14 protein-coding genes are annotated in these 18906 nt (G+C 32.8%); 9 read left to right on the top strand and 5 right to left on the bottom strand.

Translation table 11 applies throughout. The features are described from left to right. The first annotated feature begins 23 nt into the window (after window positions 1–23). From rfbB to LBP67_01675, 3 genes are all read left to right on the top strand, one after another. Window positions 24–1079 (top strand): dTDP-glucose 4,6-dehydratase, encoded by a 1056-nt coding sequence (gene rfbB / locus LBP67_01685; protein MDR2083692.1) that lies wholly within the window; start codon window positions 24–26, stop codon window positions 1077–1079. 78 nt (window positions 1080–1157) lie between these two features. Further along, on the top strand, window positions 1158–2006 hold the full coding sequence (locus tag LBP67_01680; GenBank protein ID MDR2083691.1) for a DUF2807 domain-containing protein: 849 nt from the start codon (window positions 1158–1160) through the stop codon (window positions 2004–2006). A gap of 52 nt (window positions 2007–2058) precedes the next feature. Beyond that, complete coding sequence (locus LBP67_01675) at window positions 2059–2907, top strand: DUF2807 domain-containing protein (GenBank protein ID MDR2083690.1); 849 nt, start codon at window positions 2059–2061, stop codon at window positions 2905–2907. A gap of 111 nt (window positions 2908–3018) precedes the next feature. Here the strand turns inward: LBP67_01675 and LBP67_01670 are convergent, their stop codons facing one another. Next, window positions 3019–3846, bottom strand: a complete 828-nt coding sequence (locus LBP67_01670; GenBank protein ID MDR2083689.1) for a DUF4886 domain-containing protein — start codon at window positions 3844–3846, stop codon at window positions 3019–3021. A 229-nt stretch (window positions 3847–4075) separates the two neighbouring features. Between LBP67_01670 and LBP67_01665 the strand changes: the two genes are divergently transcribed. From LBP67_01665 to LBP67_01645, 5 genes are all read left to right on the top strand, one after another. Continuing rightward, entirely contained in the window at window positions 4076–4651 is a 576-nt protein-coding gene (locus LBP67_01665) for a rubrerythrin family protein (GenBank protein ID MDR2083688.1), read from the top strand. Window positions 4652–4770: 119 nt separating this feature from the next. After that, window positions 4771–8037 (top strand): PDZ domain-containing protein, encoded by a 3267-nt coding sequence (locus tag LBP67_01660; GenBank protein ID MDR2083687.1) that lies wholly within the window; start codon window positions 4771–4773, stop codon window positions 8035–8037. A gap of 334 nt (window positions 8038–8371) precedes the next feature. Next, window positions 8372–9640 (top strand): serine--tRNA ligase, encoded by a 1269-nt coding sequence (gene serS, locus LBP67_01655; GenBank protein MDR2083686.1) that lies wholly within the window; start codon window positions 8372–8374, stop codon window positions 9638–9640. A gap of 88 nt (window positions 9641–9728) precedes the next feature. Beyond that, on the top strand, window positions 9729–11036 hold the full coding sequence (locus LBP67_01650; protein MDR2083685.1) for a HAMP domain-containing histidine kinase: 1308 nt from the start codon (window positions 9729–9731) through the stop codon (window positions 11034–11036). 35 nt (window positions 11037–11071) lie between these two features. Further along, window positions 11072–11500, top strand: a complete 429-nt coding sequence (locus LBP67_01645) for a hypothetical protein (GenBank protein ID MDR2083684.1) — start codon at window positions 11072–11074, stop codon at window positions 11498–11500. Between the two features lie 38 nt (window positions 11501–11538). Here LBP67_01645 and LBP67_01640 read toward each other — a convergent pair whose 3' ends face one another. The 4 genes from LBP67_01640 to upp all read right to left on the bottom strand — a co-directional run bounded on the left by LBP67_01640 (window position 11539) and on the right by upp (window position 16656). Further along, entirely contained in the window at window positions 11539–12588 is a 1050-nt protein-coding gene (locus LBP67_01640; GenBank protein MDR2083683.1) for an aminoglycoside phosphotransferase family protein, read from the bottom strand. A gap of 27 nt (window positions 12589–12615) precedes the next feature. Further along, window positions 12616–13506, bottom strand: coding sequence for a DUF4249 domain-containing protein (locus LBP67_01635; GenBank protein ID MDR2083682.1), 891 nt, complete (start codon window positions 13504–13506; stop codon window positions 12616–12618). 1 nt (window position 13507) lies between these two features. Next, window positions 13508–15868, bottom strand: a complete 2361-nt coding sequence (locus tag LBP67_01630; GenBank protein ID MDR2083681.1) for a TonB-dependent receptor — start codon at window positions 15866–15868, stop codon at window positions 13508–13510. A 137-nt stretch (window positions 15869–16005) separates the two neighbouring features. After that, window positions 16006–16656 (bottom strand): uracil phosphoribosyltransferase, encoded by a 651-nt coding sequence (upp, locus tag LBP67_01625; protein MDR2083680.1) that lies wholly within the window; start codon window positions 16654–16656, stop codon window positions 16006–16008. A 161-nt stretch (window positions 16657–16817) separates the two neighbouring features. Between upp and LBP67_01620 the strand changes: the two genes are divergently transcribed. Next, on the top strand, window positions 16818–18842 hold the full coding sequence (locus tag LBP67_01620) for a cation:proton antiporter (GenBank protein ID MDR2083679.1): 2025 nt from the start codon (window positions 16818–16820) through the stop codon (window positions 18840–18842). The last annotated feature ends 64 nt before the right edge of the window (window positions 18843–18906 follow it).

Raw genomic sequence — 18906 nt, 5'->3', positions numbered from 1 at the left:
TTTACGTTAACCTAACTATTAACATGAAAAAAATATTAATTACAGGCGGTGCGGGATTTATAGGCTCTCATGTTGTGAGATTATTCCTTGAAAAATATCCCGATTATAAAATATATAACCTCGACAAGCTTACTTATGCAGGTAATCTCGAAAATCTTAAGGATGTCGAAGATAATCCGAATTATCTTTTTATAAAAGGAGATATTGCCGATGAGGATTTCATCAATAATCTTTTTATTAAGGAACAGTTTGACGGAGTGATTCATCTTGCCGCCGAAACACATGTTGATAGGTCTATTTTGAGCCCGATGGATTTCATTAGAACAAACTTAATAGGGACTTTTGTTTTAATCAATGCAAGTAAAAATATCTGGAAAGATAATACGAAAGACAAACTTTTCTATCATGTTTCTACTGATGAGGTTTACGGTTCGTTGAATTTTAATGACAATAAATTCGTTGAAAGTACGGCATATGATCCGCGAAGTCCGTATTCCGCAGCTAAAGCCGGTTCCGATCATCTTGTTAAAGCTTTTCATCATACATACAAACTTCCTGTCATAATTTCGAACTGTTCAAATAACTATGGTCCGAATCAGTTTCCGGAAAAACTTATTCCTCTTATCATCAATAATATAAAAAACAATAAACCTTTACCTGTTTACGGGAAAGGTGAAAATGTTAGAGATTGGCTTTATGTTAAGGATCATGCGGAGGCGATTGATGCAATATTTCATAACGGAACAATAGGCGAAACTTATAACATAGGTGGAGACAATGAAGTCCGTAATATTGATATTGTACGGTTAGTTTGTGATCTTACGGATAGAAAACTCGGCAGAGAGGCCGGTACCTCACGTAAATTGATTACCTTTGTGGCCGATAGACCCGGCCATGATTTGAGATATGCCATTGATTTCACAAAATTGAATGTCAGTTTGCAATGGTATCCGAAAACCAAATTTGAAGAAGGCTTGTCATCAACCATTGATTGGTATCTTGAAAATGAAGAATGGCTTGAGAATGTGATTTCGGGAGATTATATTAATTATTATGAAACGCAATATGATAAAAGGTGAAAGATTTGATACTATAATTTAGAGCTTATATTTGTCATTTTCGTCTTTTAATAAAATAACTACAAAAAATTAAATATCATGAAAAAAATCATCAAAACGACGGTACTGATTTTAACAGGGATCTGTGTTTTTTGTTTCACAAGTTGTAATAAAATTAACGGTAATGGTGATGTTGTTGAGATAGAACATCAGCTTTCGCAATTCGATAAAATTTCTTCCGAAGGTCCTTTTGACGTAATAATTTATTACGGTGATACATTTAAGGTTATTATTGAAGCGGAATCTAATATCCAATCTTATATTCTTACTAATGTTGGTGACAGGATGCTTACGATAAAAACAAAACCTAATATTACTATTAATACAGATAAAGACATTAAAGTTCACGTGTATTGTAAGTCTCTGGAAAATATTTATAATAACGGTTCGGGAAATATTTTGGCGGATGAAATATCGGTTTCGGATGATCTTGATATTTCTCTTCGCGGCTCGGGAAATATTGAGATAGGGAATATTGATGAATGTGATAATATAGATTTAAGAATTTCGGGCTCGGGAAATATCGATATAAAAAATATAGTTCATTGTAAAGAAATTGATATAGATATTAACGGTTCAGGAAATTGTTCTATCGATTATTTGTCAAATGATGAATTGGATGCATTAATCAACGGTTCTGGAAATATATATTTGACCGGTGAATGTTATTCGGCAGAACTTAATATTAGCGGATCGGGCGATTATAATGCCTATGATTTGAATACTAATATTTATGATATAAAGGTTAACAGTCCAGGAAATTCTCATATCACTGTTAGCAGCCAATTAACAGTTGTGATTAATGGTAGCGGGTACGTATATTATTACGGGCAACCGCAGATTAATCTTACCGGCGGCGGAAGTGGAAAAATAATAAGTAAAAATTAGAATTAATTATATAACTAATATATAAACGGATATTAATAAAAATTTAAATTATATGAAACGAATTTTTTGTACAGTGGTAATTGTTTCTACAATTATTTTTTCTTTTTGTTTTACAAGTTGTAATACAATTAGAGGCAACGGTGAAATTGTGAAAATTGAACAACAATTATCGCAATTCGATAAAATTTCATCAAACGATGCTTTCGATGTTATTATCTATTACAGTGATACATACAAAGTTATTGTTGAGGCTGAATCTAACCTTCTGCCTTATATTCTTACAACCGTAAACGACCATAAACTGACAATAAGAACGAAATCTAATATCATTTTTAATTCTTATAAGAATGTAAAAGTTCATGTTTATTGTAAGACTGTTGAAGATATTAACAATAATGGTTCCGGAAATATTTACGCCGATGAAATTATAACTTCCGACGATTTGGAAATAGCCGTCAGAGGGTCGGGTAATATTGAAATTGACAATATAAGTCAGTGCAATGATCTTGATTTAAAAGTTACCGGTTCGGGAAATCTCAAGATAAATTATGTTGACCATTGTAAAGATTGCGATATATCAATTAACGGTTCGGGTGGTTGTTCGATCAATGATTTTTCGAATGATGATTTAGAGGTGAGTATTAATGGTTCCGGCGGAGTTAATTTAGCAGGAAGTTCCTATTTTGCTACGCTTAAAATTAATGGTTCCGGAAAATATAATTCTTACGATTTGAGAACTAATATTTACGATATTAGAATTAATGGTTCCGGAAATTCCTACATTACTGTTACCGATAAGTTAATTGTTAAAATCAACGGTAGCGGTGATGTATATTACAAAGGAAGTCCTTTGATGGAAGTTACTGGCGGCGGCAGTGGAAAAGTAATCAGTAAAAATTAAGAAGAAAGCGATTTACTTAACATAGTCCGGAATAAGTATCTGAAACTTATAACATATCTTGTTAATAGTTAAGAATTCTATTCTGTAATTGAATTTGGAGTAAGGCATGCATTATGTGCCGACTGATGAAGAATATAAGTTCTCATCAGAGATTGCGGTTTTTGGCCTTATTGTAGTATTGAAACAATCTTCGTTATAAAATATTTCGAACCATGTACATGCAAGTACATAGCTCCCGAGGTCATTAACATGATATCCGTCTCTACAGAAAATATCTCCAAGTTTTCCACGGGCATTTTGTATCGCGGTTCCGGAAGGAATAATGGTCTTAATATTCATTTCGTTACAAACTCTTTCTACAGTAGTTGTTATTGCATTATACATTGTTATTTGATTTTTATCATATTTAGCAAAACCGCCATGTGTAGAATTTTGGTCATAAGCCCAAGTTTGATGAAAAACAATTTTAACCTTATTGTTTAAAGCATTATATTGTAAATATTGCTTTATAAGTTCGATATAAGGATAGTATGTTTCATACAAACCACATTTTGAGCTTAATTGCTGGATAACGATATAGTCCCAGTCTTGATACTGTAAAGCGAATAATATAGAACTATTATAATTAAAGATTATTGAGTCTTCATATATGAACTTAAAATTGTAAACATGAGCATCTGTTTGTATATTATTCCAATGTGTCTCTAAATCCGAAGTGCCTAATATAAGACTGAATATAATTAAAGAGTCTCCGTTCTCCTTTGCTAAAGGTACTAAATATTTGTCAGTTGCCCCTTCGGTAAAACTATTACCTATTGCAAGAATTTTTAAAGGTTGGGTTTTCCTATCACAACTTGTAAAAATAACCCATAAAAAACATATCAACAATAAATTTATAATTATATAAGAAACTATAGATAAGTTTTTTGAATTATGCATAAAATATAAATTGATAAATGTCTTTTTAAAATTGTTGCAAATATATTAATTTCTTTAAATTATCTAAAAGTAAAAAATATTATAAAAAAATAATTAAACTTCTGATTTGTTATATCTTTGCTATTCAAATATGGATTTTAATAAATAACAGGTGTTAATATTATTTAATTATATGATATTGATGAAGTTAAAAATTAAATTTGAATATTAATTATAAATTTAAAAAATTATGGCAAAATTAAAAGGTTCACAAACAGAGAAAAATTTACTTACCGCTTTTGCAGGTGAGTCGCAAGCAAGAAACAGGTATGATTATTTTGCAAAAGTTGCAAAGAATGAAGGTTATGAACAGATAAGTGCAATATTTGCGGAAACAGCTCTTCAGGAAAAAGAGCATGCAAAAAGATTTTTTAAATTTCTTGAAGGTGGTTTTGCCGAAGTAAGTTATTCTTTTCCTGCCGGTGTTATCGGTACAACAAAAGAAAATTTGAAAGAAGCTGCTGACGGCGAAAATGAAGAATGGTCGGAAATGTATCCGAAATTTGCTGATATTGCCGATGAAGAAGGATTTAAAGAAATTGCTACTTGCTTCAGGATGGTTGCTAAAGTAGAAGTAGAACATGAAAAAAGATACAGAGCCTTACTGAAAAATCTTGAAGAAGATAAAGTCTTTGAAAAAGATGAAGATACCTATTGGATGTGCCGTAATTGCGGATATATTCACTTTGGGAAAAAGGCCCTATTGAAATGCCCAGCTTGTTTACATCCTCAAGCATATTTCGAAGTAAAAGCGTATAATTATTAGAATAACTGTAACTGTTCAGATGCAAATTTGATTTTATCTAAAGGATGTCAAAAGAATATTATTCTTTGCATATCTACTTATATAATACTATGAATCTGGCGGTTTCAAAATATATTTTTATGAAAAAAACATTTTTATCTTTTATTTTGGCAATATTGATTTTGCCTTTATTTTCACAGGAAACAAGATTATTAAGATTTCCGACCGTTCATGATAATCAGGTTGTATTTACTTATGCCGGAGATCTTTACACCGTTAGCAAATCGGGTGGTGTTGCACGTAAACTTACTAATGATTCGGAAGGATTTGAAATGTTCGCACGTTTTTCACCGGATGGTTCCATGGTTGCTTTCACCGGTCAGTATGACGGAAATACAGAAGTTTACGTTATGCCTTCGAAAGGCGGCGAACCAAAACGCCTTACTTATACTGCAACTTTATCGCGTGATGACATTTCTGACCGCATGGGGCCGAATAATATAGTTATGGCTTGGACTCCCGACGGAAAGAATGTTCTTTATCGCTCAAGGAAACAAACTTTTAATTCTTTTACCGGTCAATTGTTTAGTGTAAGTACCGAAGGCGGATTATCTTCCGAGATTCCTCTTAATACCGGTAGTTGGTGTTCTTTTTCTCCCGACGGAAAACAAATGGCTGTCAATAGAGTTTTTCGTGAATTTAGAACGTGGAAATATTATAAAGGCGGTATGGCCGATGATGTTTGGATTTTCGATATCGAATCCGGCGAAACAACTAATATAACAAATAATGATGCGCAGGATATCTTCCCGATGTGGTTCGGTGATAAAATCTTTTTCTGTTCGGATCGCGACAGAACGATGAATATTTTCTGCTATAATGTAAAAACGAAAAATACTCATAAGGTTACTAATTTTGATAATTATGACGTAAAATTTCCTTCGGCAGGAAATAAAGAAATCATCTTTGAAAACGGCGGTTGTCTTTATACCCTTGACCCGAATACAGAAAAACTTAGTAAGTTGAATATTATTATCAATGATGATTTTGCAACCGGAAGGAATAAAATGAAAGATGCATCGAAAAATATTGGTTCTGTCGGTATTTCTCCTGATGGAAGCAGACTCGTTATTGTTGGTCGAGGCGATGTTTATACTGTTCCCGCAAAATCAGGTATTACAAGGAATATTACTCAAAGCTCCGGCGCACATGATAGAAATGCCGCATGGTCACCCGACGGAAAACACATCGCATATATTTCTGATGCCGACGGCGAGTTTGAAATCTATATCCAAAGTCAAGACGGCTCAAAAGAACCCGTTCAGCTTACAAAAAACACAGGGACTTATATTTTCGGCATAGAATGGTCGCCAGACAGTAAGAAAATTCTTTTCAGCGATAAAATGATGCGTCTCAGATATGTAGATATCGATAGTAAAAAGATTACCGAAATTACTCGTAGTCCGTATTGGGAAATAAGATCTTTCACATGGTCTCCCGATAGCAAATGGGTTTCTTTTTCTCAACAGGAACCTAACGATTTTAATACTATACAACTTTATTCCTTAGATAAAAAAGAACTTTATCCTGTAACAAACAGATGGTATTCATCTTATAATCCTGTTTTTAGTAACGACGGAAAATATCTTTTCTTTACGTCCGATAGAGATTTTAATCCGACTTACAGTCGCACCGAATGGAATCATATTTATGACCAAATGTCGAGAATTTATTTCGTTACTCTTGCTAAGGATACTCCTAATCCTTTAGCTTATGAAAACGATGAAGTTAAGGTGAAACAAGAAGCTGAAAACCCCGATAAAGATTCTAAAAAATCCGATACAAAGGATAATAATAAAAAAGAATCCGATAAAAATATCAATGTTAAAGTTGATGTTGACGGGTTGATTGATAGAATAATTTCGCTTCCGTTAAGTGCCGCATATTATAATGTTTCTGCTTGTATTGACGATAATTTGTATTATACAAAATGGGAGGAAAGCGGCAGTACACTTAGAATGTTTAAATTATCCGATAAAGACGGTAAGGATACCGAACTTGGAAAGAATATGCGCTTAGCTGTTTCGGCAGATAATAAGAAGGCATTGATTTCAAATATGGGTAAATATTATGTTGTTGATTTACCGAAAGGAAGTGTTAAATTAGATAAGGCGGTTGATCTTTCGGGTGTGAAAGTAGTTGTCGATAACAAGGCTGAGTGGTCACAGATATATTTTGAAGCCTGGCGACAGATGCGTGATTTCTTCTATGTTGAGAATATGCACGGCGTTGATTGGCCTAAAATGCGCGATAAATATGCGGAACTTTTACCGTATGTAAATTGTAAAGACGATCTGAATTATCTCATCGGCGAGCTTATCGGCGAACTCAATGTCGGCCACGCTTACATTAACGGCGGTGATAAATTCAATCCGGAAAGAATAAATATGGGTCTTCTGGGTGCTAAACTTGAGCGTGATAAAAGCGGTTATTACAAGATTATTAAAATATTAAAAGGTGAAAATTTCAGAAAGGAAGCCCGCTCTCCGCTTACTGAAGTAGGAATGAATATCAGTGAAGGCGATTTTATTGTTGCGGTTAACGGAATATCAACAAAAGACATGAATGATATTTACGAATCTTTGATAAATACCGCAAATACTGAAGTTATTTTATCTATTTCAAAATCGGCAAGCGAAAGCGGTAAACGCGATGTTATTGTTGTTCCGGTTAATGATGAGGCAAACCTGTATTATTATACTTGGGTTCAAGACAATATCAAGAAAGTTAATGATGCAACTAATGGTGAAGTCGGATATATTCATATTCCTGATATGGGTGTCGAAGGGTTGAATGAGTTCGCGAAATATTTTTATCCGCAACTTGACAAGAAAGCTTTGATTATTGATGATCGCGGTAATGGCGGCGGAAATGTTTCTCCTATGATTCTTGAAAGATTGGGAAGGGAAATCACGCGTGCCAATATGAGCAGAAATCAACAAGTGCCTACTCAAACACCAACCAAAATGATGTTGGGGCCGAAGGTTTTATTAATTGATAATTATTCTGCTTCCGACGGTGATCTGTTTCCTTATGGATTCAGAAAACATAATCTTGGAACCATAATAGGCGTAAGAAGTTGGGGCGGAATAGTAGGTATTCGCGGTTCATTACCGTTTGTTGACGGTACTTCATTACAAAAACCGGAATTCACTTCTTACGACAGTGAGGGTTCAGGTTATATTATTGAAGGTTATGGTGTTGATCCTGATATACGGATTGATCTGGATCCGTACAAAGCATATCATGGCGAAGATGCTCAATTGGATAAAGCTATTGAAGTAATTCTTGAACAATTGAAGGATTATAAAGGTTTGCCGCCGATTCCGAGTAATCCTGTAAGATAATATAGTATTCAGATTTTGAGTATCCGGATTCCGGATTTTCATTTTTATTTCTAAAGAAGTGAGAAATTCAATTAATTAATTGGATCTCTCACTTTTTTATTAAAAGTACATAAAGATTCAATTCTTTGAGAATTAAATTCTAAAAACAGTTTCTTCTTTCCTATGTTTTAAAGTATTATGATATTTGTTTCTTTAGTCGGGATGATTTCATTCATCAGAATATTACTTGGGTTTAAAAGATAAGGAACAAGAAAGGTAATGTGTTAAATCAAAAAATCAGTCTTTTCGAATCATACAAAAATATTATCTTTGCATTCAATTAGATAAAATCTGTATGTTAGTCTTAAATGAAATAATAAACAATAAGGAAGCGATTGTTAAAGCATTACACAAAAAACATTTTAATGCCGAACCGTTAATTGAAAAAATTCTTTATCTGGATAAAGAAAGAAGAGATACAAAGAAAAAACTTGACGATTGTTTAGCCGAATCAAATAGAATTGCTAAAGAAATCGGGGTATTATATCAAACCGGAAAAAGAAACGAGGCCGAAACTTTAAAATTACAAACAACCGAGTTAAAGGAAGCGAGTAAAATACTTAATGACAAATTTGATCAGCTTCAAGAAGAAATAAATAAACTTCTTATAGAAATTCCTAATACTCCGAGCGATTTCGTTCCCGAAGGAAAGTCTCCTGAAGATAATATTATTGTAAAAAGCGAAGGAAAAATCCCTGATTTGGATGATAATGCTTTAGCTCACTGGGATCTTGCAAAGAAATATGATATCATTGATTTTGAGCTTGGAAATAAAGTTACCGGTTCGGGTTTTCCGTTTTACAAAGGTAAAGGTGCCAGATTGCAACGCTCATTGATTACTTATTTTCTGAATACTGCTATTGAAAACGGATTTACAGAATATCAACCTCCTTTGGTTGTAAATGAAGCTTCGGGTTTTGGAACCGGACAACTTCCGGATAAAGAAGGTCAGATGTATCATTGTACGGCCGACAATCTTTATTTGATTCCAACTGCAGAAGTGCCAATTACAAATATTTATAGAGATGTTATCTTAAAAGAGGAAGAACTTCCGATAAAAAATGTTGCGTATTCGAATTGTTTTCGTAGAGAAGCCGGATCTTACGGAAAAGATGTAAGAGGATTAAATCGTTTGCATCAATTTGACAAGGTAGAGATCGTAGAAATATGCAAACCCGAAACTTCTTATAAGATTCTTGATGAAATGGTTGAATATGTGGCAGAATTATTAAGAGGGTTAGAATTGCCGTTTAGAATTTTAAAACTTTGCGGCGGTGATATGAGTTTCACATCGGCTTTGACTTTCGATTTTGAAGTTTATTCGGCAGCACAAAAAAGATGGTTGGAAGTAAGTTCCGTATCAAACTTCGAAAGCTTTCAGGCAAATAGACTAAAACTAAGATATAAAAATGAAGAAGGCAAAACTGTTTTAGCACACACTTTAAACGGCAGTGCTCTTGCCTTACCGCGTATTGTTGCAGCTCTATTGGAAAACAACCAAACACAGGAAGGAATTAAAATACCAAAGGTATTGATCCCTTACATGGGTTGTGATTTGATTTAGTTACTATTATAATACAATTTTGTTTTGCGGTTAATTTAATATTAATCGGCTGGATATTATTGTGTCGTTGATTTAAATGATTTATACAATGAAAAAAAGATTTCTTGCAACTATAATCATAATTTTGGTATTACTATTACAAATTATATGGTTAGTCCAATATTACAAACTGGAAGTTGATATTTATTGTGAAGATTTTGAGAAAAACATTTTCAACTGTAATGTAGAGTTGTTTACACAAGATATTATATATAAATCCGGTGAAGAAGAAAAAGAGAATACATCTTTTCAAAATAGGAGAATGTCTCCGGAAATGATTAAAGCATTACATTCTGGAGATAGTAAGCTTGATTTATCAGAGATAATTACTATTAATCAATATGATCCTATTACAGGAGACACTATTATTATTAATAATACTTTAGAACAATATTTAATAACCGGTTTTGCTAAAAGACTTCAAAAAGAATGGAATGAAAAAATAAGTATTTTTCCGGCTTCCGAACAAGATTTTAGAATGGTAAAAAAAGGGTATTACTATTCTTCAGTTATACAAATAATTTATCCTTTTAATATTCAAGTTCAGGCTAAAGTTAAAATTCCGGTCAGGAAAATTATATTGAATATGTTGCCTATTATTGTTATAGCATTATTAATTGTAATTGTCTTTGTTGGTACATATCAGATATTGAATAAGCTATATTTAGAACAGAAAATAATAAATGAACAAAAAGATATTTTTATTAATCAAATGTCACATGATTTTAGATTACCTTTAGCAGTTATAAAAAGTGTTCTTAATAATATTGAAATCAAGTATAATGAAGATGAGGATACAATGAGAGTAACTAATTTATGTCATAATACCTTAAATAATCTTGATGAAATGATTAATAGTGTACTTACTATGTCTAGCATTAATAAGAAAATAGAAGTAAACCAAGTTTTAACAGGAAATGAAATTATAGAAATTATTAATAAAGTTAACAAGGAAATATTTGTTCATAAAAATATAAAAATTGAAATTTATTCATCTATTGTTGATAATAATAAAATAAGTGGGAATGCATTGTTGTTGCGACAAGTGTTTGTTAATATGTTTAATAATTCTGTGATTTACTGTGAGAAAGATCCGCTGATAAAAGTTTCTATATCATCCTTAGAAAAAGGTATAGAAGTATCAATAAGCGATAATGGAATTGGAATTCCCGATGAAGATAAAGAGCATATTTTTGAAGATTTTTATAGGGTGACAACATTTTCAACAGTTAATGGTACCGGTTTAGGATTATTTATTGCAAAGGAGTTTATTAAAATTATGAAAGGAAATTTAAAGTTAAAGTCGTCATCTCCCGAAGGTTCCACCTTCGTAGTGTATCTACCTTATATTAATTAATGTCACATTATTTATTAACTAAAAAATTATTTACCATGAAAACGTTTTTCGTATTATTAATAGCAATGCTTGCCGTATCATTTATGGCTTGCGATTCAAATAAAGATTCAATTAATGAACGTCTGATTTCCGAAAAATCTAAAGGACCGATTAAAATACAATATAATGCCGACTCCATTAATTGCGTTAGTATCTCCGGTCATTGTAAAGCCACAATAATCATTAACTTTGATGATGATAATCTATTACTACCTGATGGTGCTGATTCTAAAGATAGTGTTATTGAGTATCACGCTCTTACTTTGTCTTCCGATATGCATGAAAGTGATGACCTGCTAAATTTTCCGGGAATATATTATGACGCTGCAATGACAGGAATTGGCATCGGGATTTATATTCCGGCACAAAGAGCTCGATGGATAGAAGAAACACAGCAATATGTTTTAAAATTCCAGTATAAATAATCTCTATGAGTGGAATAATAGGGAGATGAAGACTTTTCTCATATTAGTGTACTAAACAATTTTATTTGAGCACGGGTGCGGTCCAAATTGTGTTCGGTATATTTTATCTTATAATAAATATCACCGTTTAAATAATCCATTAAAAACCTTAAAACTTGTTCATAAGTAATATACTTTGCTGAAAAGTTCAAATATTCCATTTCAATTGAACTTAAGAAATCTTTAGCTTCGGATAAATATCCCGATTTGTAAGCATCAAATATTTCTTTATCAAGATAAACATTATCAAGATTAATGTCGTCTTCTAATCCTGCATTTGCATAAGACCTTATTGCATCGCCGAAATCATTTAAACAAGTAGCGGTTAGTACCGTGTCTAAGTCGATAACACATAAAACAGTATTATTCTCATCAAATAAAAAGTTGCTGATTTTTGTGTCATTGTGAGTTACCCTCTTTGGAATTTCCCCATTCTCAACTAAAACCCAAAAAGCGAGCATCTCTTTACGATACCTCTCAATAAAAGCAATCTCTTTTTCAACAGTTTTCTTTCTTCCGGCCGAATCATTTTTCAAAGCTTCATCCCATTGATCAAATCGAAATTTAATATTATGAAAACCCGGAAGAATATCCGTCAAAGGTTCTGCAAAATCCGCTAACAATTTCTGAAATCTGCCGAGCCCTTTTCCTCCCATATACGCTAATTCGGGCGTGTGCGCTTTTTGATGAGAAATTGTATTTTCAATAAACAAACAAACGGTCCAATAATCGCCGTTTTCATCAAGGAAATATAATTCTTTAGATTTGGAAAGTATAATTGTAAGAGTTTCGCGTGATGGATTGCCGCCGTAATTCTCAATTTTATTTTTAAGATGATTTGTTACTTTGGAAATATTATACATCATTGCGGGAATATCTGTAAAAATATTTTTGTTCTTTTTTTGAAGAATATAATTTGGAGATGAATTTTTCTTAGTAACAACTTTATAAGTATCATTGATAAATCCTTCACCTAAAGTATCTATGGATTTAACTTCTCCTTCAATCTCAAATTGATTAATAATTTTATATAGGTCAAAATTAATCATCAATATTTCATTAGAAATAAAATCAAATTATTTACAAATAAACGGTTCCGTATAATAAGCTCCGTAGCCGCACCAAACGCCTAAAGCACCTCCGGTTAAGTTTGTTTTTACTTCACTTGATCCGTCTAAAGTGCGCCAGAAATTATAAGAATTTCTATCCATTGTTGCAGCTTTAACTATAACTGTATCACCAACAAGATATTTACTCCAAACATCATTATGAGTTGTATCTCTAAGGTAACTTGGTAAACTGCCTCGGTAAACAATCACTTCGAACTGCATTCCGTTGAAGAAACTATCATCCCATAATGACATAAATCCCGGCACGAAATAATCATCTTTACCCAATCTTTTAGCAAAATATCTATAATAATTATTTTCCGAAGGGTCATCAGTAATCATAGCATGAATTATTCCTACAGTATCTGCGTCTATATCCGGCTTGAACCATAAAGTATCGGGAATTAAAGGTTTAGGTATTGTAGTTTTTGCAGTATATATCTCTTCATCAATAATAACAGTTAAATTATATGCTCCGCCTACTTGTCCGATAATCTTGCCGCTACCTTGATATCTAACCGGGGGCCAAATAAGCTTTCCTTCCATAATTCCCTGATCAATTTTAAATCGTAAAGTATCAAAAATATTTCCATCATCAACAATAACAGTAGCATCCATAATAAAAATATTCTGTAATAAATTTAAAATATTTGTCGGGTCAGTAATATCCAGATTCAACTCTTCAAAAAAAGCTTGATTTTTTGTTATAACTACCCAAGCGGAATCACCGTTTTCAATGTAGCCTTCGATAACGGGGCGGCTGATAAATTCTCCCGTATCAATTTCTATCTCGGTTGAACATGAAAATGTTAGCAAGATAATTATTAGAAAAGAGATATATGTTATAAACTTTTGCATTTTACTTGAATTGAACGTTAAAAGCTATTGACGGTAAAATAGGGAAGATAGATATCTGATATGCTTTCATTTGCAAAACGCCGGTTTCGCTGTTGCTGGATGTTGTATATGAAATAAAATAAGGATTTTTTCTGCTGTAAGTGTTGTAAACGGAAAAATTCAGATTATAAACTACTTTACGGGTTTCTTTTACTTTCCAGTTTGCCGATAAATCTAACCGGTGATAATTAGGCATTCGCCAAGCATTGTGTTCGCCATATTCAATTATAATATTCCCGTTGATGAAATAAAAAGAATTTGGAATAGTTGAAGCATTTCCACTTGAAAAAACCCAAACGGTAGAAAAATTCCATTTGTCGTTCAATTCATAATTAAGCAGAATAGATACATCATGACGTCTGTCATAACGAGCATAAAACGTTTTCCCGTCCATGATCGCGTCAAAATTGCGGGTAGTCCAACCCAGAGTATATCCGACCCAACCGGTGAATTTTCCTACAGTTTTATTTGCAAAAAGCTCAATTCCATAGCTTTGCCCTTCTCCGGTAACGAAAATGTAGTCGGAATTGGATTTCATGGCGTTGGTAACATTGGCCTCAGGATTTAATTCGAGTAGATTATACATCTTCTTATAATAAATTTCAACGGAAGTTTCTAAAGCATTGTCAAGAAAATTCTGAAAATATCCGAGCGAAACCTGATGTGCAAGTTGGGGTTTAATATATTCCGTTGCAGGATACCAAACATCTGTCGGTAAAGCCATTTCCGACATTGCTAAAAGATTGACGCATTGTTGATTGATAGTATAAGACGCTTTTATCGACTTGGTTTTATCAATTTGAAAGCGAAAGTTTATACGCGGCTCAAAGAGATGATAAGGATAAACAGTTTCGCCTCTTTTATAAAATGTAGAATCAAGATTGTTGAAATCGTAAATATTGTCTATTTCATATCTTGTAAACGGACCGATTTGTGCGAAGTAATTATACCTTATTCCATATAACACTTTCAACCAGCTGTTTATTTCCCATTCGTGTTGAGCAAAAATAGCTATATCTCTTGCATAATAATTTTTCACATCTCCGAGGTCAAAATCAGTATCAACGGAAGAAGCTTCTAATGCCGAAGGTTTGAAGATATGATAAGTATATGAAGCTCCGAACTTAAGTTTATGCAAAGAATCTACCTGCCAAGTTATGTCTGTTGAAACTCCGTAATCGCGAATACCGGAAAACATAGACATTGCGTAAGCGTCTTCGCCGGCTTCCATATTCAAAACATAGTCGGACAATGTGGCGGAGACGTTCATAGTTAAATTGTTATTAAAGAAATGATTCCAGCGTATTGCTCCTATACCGTTACTCCAATTCATATCATAGCTGTAACTTTTGGTGTCTGAGCCGAAGCTTAGCAAATCTTTGCCGTAATATCCGGTTATGTACAGATTATCTTTAGGAGATAGTTTAATAGATAATTTTCCGTTGATATCGTAAAAATAACAACCGATACCTTCGAAATCAGTACCTTTTGCAAAAGGTTTCATAATTATATCGGCGTAAGTTCTTCTGGCCGCAAGCATGAAAGATGAAGAACTCTTTTTAATCGGCCCTTCTGCCTGAATGTGAGAAGATAGTAATCCTATACCGACTTTCCCTTTGTATTTTTCTTTATCGCCGTCTAAAGTTGTAATATTTAAAACGGAAGACATTCTTCCGCCGTATTCGGGAGCAAGTCCGCCCTTGTAAATTTCAGCAGTGTTAATAACATCGGCATTAAAGATGGAAAAGAAACCTGCGGCATGCGAAGGGTTATAAACCGTTGCACCGTCTATTGTAATCAGATTTTGATCCGAACCGCCGCCGCGAACATAGAAAGTGTTACTTCCTTCACCTCCCGATTGTATTCCGGGCAAAAGTTGAATAGTCTTCAGAATATCGGTTTCACCGAAAATTACGGGAATACTTTCAACGCGTTTCATCTCCAGTTCAATCGCACCAACTTGAGTACTTTGTACATTTCTGTCTTCTCGAGTAGCTTTAATTTCAATTGATTCCAAACTAACAGAAGAAGAAATTAAATTGATATTTATTTTCAGATCTTTATTAAGATTGATTTTCTGGGAATGATCTTGATATCCGAGATATGAACAAATCAATGTATAATTGCCTTGGATTTCATTTAAAACATATTTTCCGGTTTCATCCGTTGAAGAGCCATGAAGATTTTCTTTAATATAAACATTGGCACCTAATAAAGTTTCACCCGAGTTTGCATCTTTTACTGTGCCGGTAATATTAAATCTCGCTTGTGAGAAAGAAAAAATCGGAAATAAAAATAATAATATTATAAGATATTTTTTCAAGATGAAATAATTAAGTTGCAAAGATAAATTATTAATTGACAACGGACAATGAATAGTAAACAATTGTTTAAAGTCAATTATTAAAATTTAATAAAAAAGATAAAAGGATAAATTTATACCGGTTTTAAATGTTTACCTTAAACAAAATAATACGGATTATATTTTGTTCCGAAAATTCTATCGCCTGCATCTCCCAGACCCGGCAGAATATATGCGGACTCGTCTAAACGTTCGTCTAATGCTGCAGTAAAGATATCCACATCGGGATGATTCTTTTTGATTTCCTCTACTCCTTCAGGTGCTGCTACCAAACACATTAAGCGTATTTTAGAGCAACCATAACTTTTAAGTAACTTAATTGCATCGGAGGCGCTTCCGCCGGTTGCAAGCATCGGATCACAAAGTATGACTTCTCTGTCTTTAATGTCAAAAGGCAGCTTGCTGTAATAATTTACCGGTAACAAAGTATCATGGTCACGATATAATCCGATATGACCGACCCTTGCTACAGGAATTACATTTAACAAACCATCAAGCATACCTAATCCGGCTCGGAGTATAGGAACAATAACAAGCTTTTTGCCGTCAATAACTTTCGATTTCATTTGTTTCATCGGGGTTTCTATCTCAATTTCCATTAAAGGCAAATCCTTTGTTAATTCATAAGCCATTAACATTGAAATTTCTTCCAGAAGTTCACGAAAGTCTTTTGAGCCGGTTTTCTTCATTCGCATAATAGTAAGTTTGTGCTGTATTAGCGGATGATCAATTATATGTAATCTATTCATTGATATAATGTTTTTGTTGCAAAAGTAATAATAATAATGTAAAATTTGACAAAAAAACCGGTTTGTTAAGTTTGAAATTATTCAATTTTATTCGTCATCATACGATTAGTTGCTCTTTTCCAAATTTCTTTGTAAATTTGTCGGTTAAAAATTAATATTGCATGGAATTCCCGATTCAATCGACCATCATAAGTTTCATAGTAATACTTTTAATTGTACTTTTATCGCCTTTGGTATTAAAAAGGTTTAATATTCCGGGGATAATAGGATTAATTATTTCCGGAATTATTATTGGCCCGTACGGTTTAAATATTATTGATAATAATTCTGCTGTGGAACTTTTCTCTACGATTGGATTGCTTTATATCATGTTTTTAGCCGGAATGGAGCTTGATATAAATGAATTTCGACTTAATAAATACAGAAGTATTGCATTCGGAATTCTTACTTTTACTATTCCGCTTTGCATCGGATTTCCGGTTTGCAGATATTTATTAGGTTACGATTTTAACGCGAGCCTGCTTATAGCTTCAATGTTTTCTACACATACTCTTGTTTCCTATTCAATAGTAAGTAAAATGGGTATCACAAGAAATCCGTCTGTTGCCATAACTGTTGGAGGAACAATTCTTACGGATATTGCAGTTTTGGTTTTACTGGCAATCATAATAAACAAAAATACCGGAAGTCTTAATCCTGATTTTTGGATAAGATTCGGAATAACTTTTATTATTTTCCTTTTGGTAATGTTTTTGATCATTCCGAAAGTTTCAAGATGGTTTTTCAGAAAATTCGAAGGAGAAAGTCACTCACATTTTATATATGTATTAACAATATTGTTTATTTCTGCTTTTTTTGCGGAAATAATAGGTTTAGAGCCTATTATCGGAGCGTTTTTGGCAGGATTGGCATTGAATCCGCTTATTCCGCATAGTTCATCTTTGATGAGTAAGATTGAATTTATAGGTAATTCGTTATTTATTCCGGTATTTCTTATTTCCGTGGGAATGATTGTGGATATAAACGTTATCTTTCAGGGGCCGCGTGCGGTAATTGTTGCACTTACGTTGTCGGCCGTGGCTTTATCAAGTAAATGGCTTGCGGCATTTTTTACTCAGAAAATATTCAGATATACGAAGAATCAAAGAAATTTAATTTTCGGGTTGAGCAGCGCACATGCCGCAGCAACTTTGGCAATCATTATTGCAGGTTACAGAGCCGGTATCTTAGATGAAAACATCTTGAACGGAACAATTATTCTTATTCTAATAACTTGTATAGTTGCATCATTAGTTACTGAAAGTGCAGCAAAAAAGATTTTGATTAATGAAAATTCTTTGATAAAACTTTCCGGATTAAAATCGTTTGATGAACATTTTCTTTTGCCGGTAACCGATAACGGTAATTTTGATGAGTTTTTCAAATTATTGATGTTGATGAAAGACCAAAAGTCAACTAAACCCATTTCAATGGTATCAATCATTCCAAATGATAATGAGGCGGAAAAAAATGTATTGATTGCCCGCCATACTATGGAAAAATATACTGCAAAAGCGAATGAAATTGACATCAAGGTTAATACTATTACAACGATTGACAACAATAGAGTTTCTGCTATCACAAGAATTTCACGGGAAATTATGGCTGAAACTATTGTAGTTCCGTGGATTAAATCGGGAACTTTTTTTAATTTCAATACCGAAAAGTTAAGGCATATTGTAGATACCGTCGATAAGTCGGTTATGATATGTCAAATTGATAAGAACATTATGGTAAATAAGCGAATTGTTTTATTAACGCCTGTTTATTCTGAAATAGAAACCGGATTTGAAAGTGTAATTAAAAAAGTGATAAAGCTTTCTATAGAATTAAGTACTCCTATATTACATATCGGAACTGAGGAAACTAATGCAAATATTAATAATATTATTGACAAAAAACATAAAACGGGATTTGTAAACTTCGAAAATATTAAGAATCCTCTGAACAACTATTTAAATTTGGAAGATTACATTAATGATGATGATATAATAATAATTATTATGTCAAGAAAAGAATTTATTTCATCGTCAGTTATATTTGATAATCTCCCTGTTAAAATCGAACGAATATTTAAAGATAATATCAAAATTGCTATTTATCCGCATCAATCACAAAATGTGGAGGATGATGTGTTGATAAGTTAATATATTTTTAAATTTAAACATTTAAATCGACAAATTATTTGACCTAAATAAACTTATGTTAAAC

Source organism: Bacteroidales bacterium (genome assembly GCA_031276035.1).
Taxonomy (GTDB): domain Bacteria; phylum Bacteroidota; class Bacteroidia; order Bacteroidales; family BM520; genus RGIG7150.
The sequence above is the reverse complement of the archived record's forward strand: the minus strand, read 5'-3'. Positions and strand labels throughout refer to the sequence as shown.

Bases quoted from the DNA above. Each gene is read 5' to 3' on its own strand.
- upp (MDR2083680.1), bottom strand. From the start codon at position 16,656: ATGAATAGATTACATATAATTGATCATCCGCTAATACAGCACAAACTT.
- LBP67_01635 (MDR2083682.1), bottom strand. From the start codon at position 13,506: ATGCAAAAGTTTATAACATATATCTCTTTTCTAATAATTATCTTGCTA.
- LBP67_01650 (MDR2083685.1), top strand. From the start codon at position 9,729: ATGAAAAAAAGATTTCTTGCAACTATAATCATAATTTTGGTATTACTA.
- LBP67_01675 (MDR2083690.1), top strand. From the start codon at position 2,059: ATGAAACGAATTTTTTGTACAGTGGTAATTGTTTCTACAATTATTTTT.
- LBP67_01670 (MDR2083689.1), bottom strand. From the start codon at position 3,846: ATGCATAATTCAAAAAACTTATCTATAGTTTCTTATATAATTATAAAT.
- LBP67_01660 (MDR2083687.1), top strand. From the start codon at position 4,771: ATGAAAAAAACATTTTTATCTTTTATTTTGGCAATATTGATTTTGCCT.
- LBP67_01640 (MDR2083683.1), bottom strand. From the start codon at position 12,588: ATGATTAATTTTGACCTATATAAAATTATTAATCAATTTGAGATTGAA.
- LBP67_01620 (MDR2083679.1), top strand. From the start codon at position 16,818: ATGGAATTCCCGATTCAATCGACCATCATAAGTTTCATAGTAATACTT.
- rfbB (MDR2083692.1), top strand. From the start codon at position 24: ATGAAAAAAATATTAATTACAGGCGGTGCGGGATTTATAGGCTCTCAT.
- LBP67_01645 (MDR2083684.1), top strand. From the start codon at position 11,072: ATGAAAACGTTTTTCGTATTATTAATAGCAATGCTTGCCGTATCATTT.
- LBP67_01680 (MDR2083691.1), top strand. From the start codon at position 1,158: ATGAAAAAAATCATCAAAACGACGGTACTGATTTTAACAGGGATCTGT.
- LBP67_01665 (MDR2083688.1), top strand. From the start codon at position 4,076: ATGGCAAAATTAAAAGGTTCACAAACAGAGAAAAATTTACTTACCGCT.
- serS (MDR2083686.1), top strand. From the start codon at position 8,372: ATGTTAGTCTTAAATGAAATAATAAACAATAAGGAAGCGATTGTTAAA.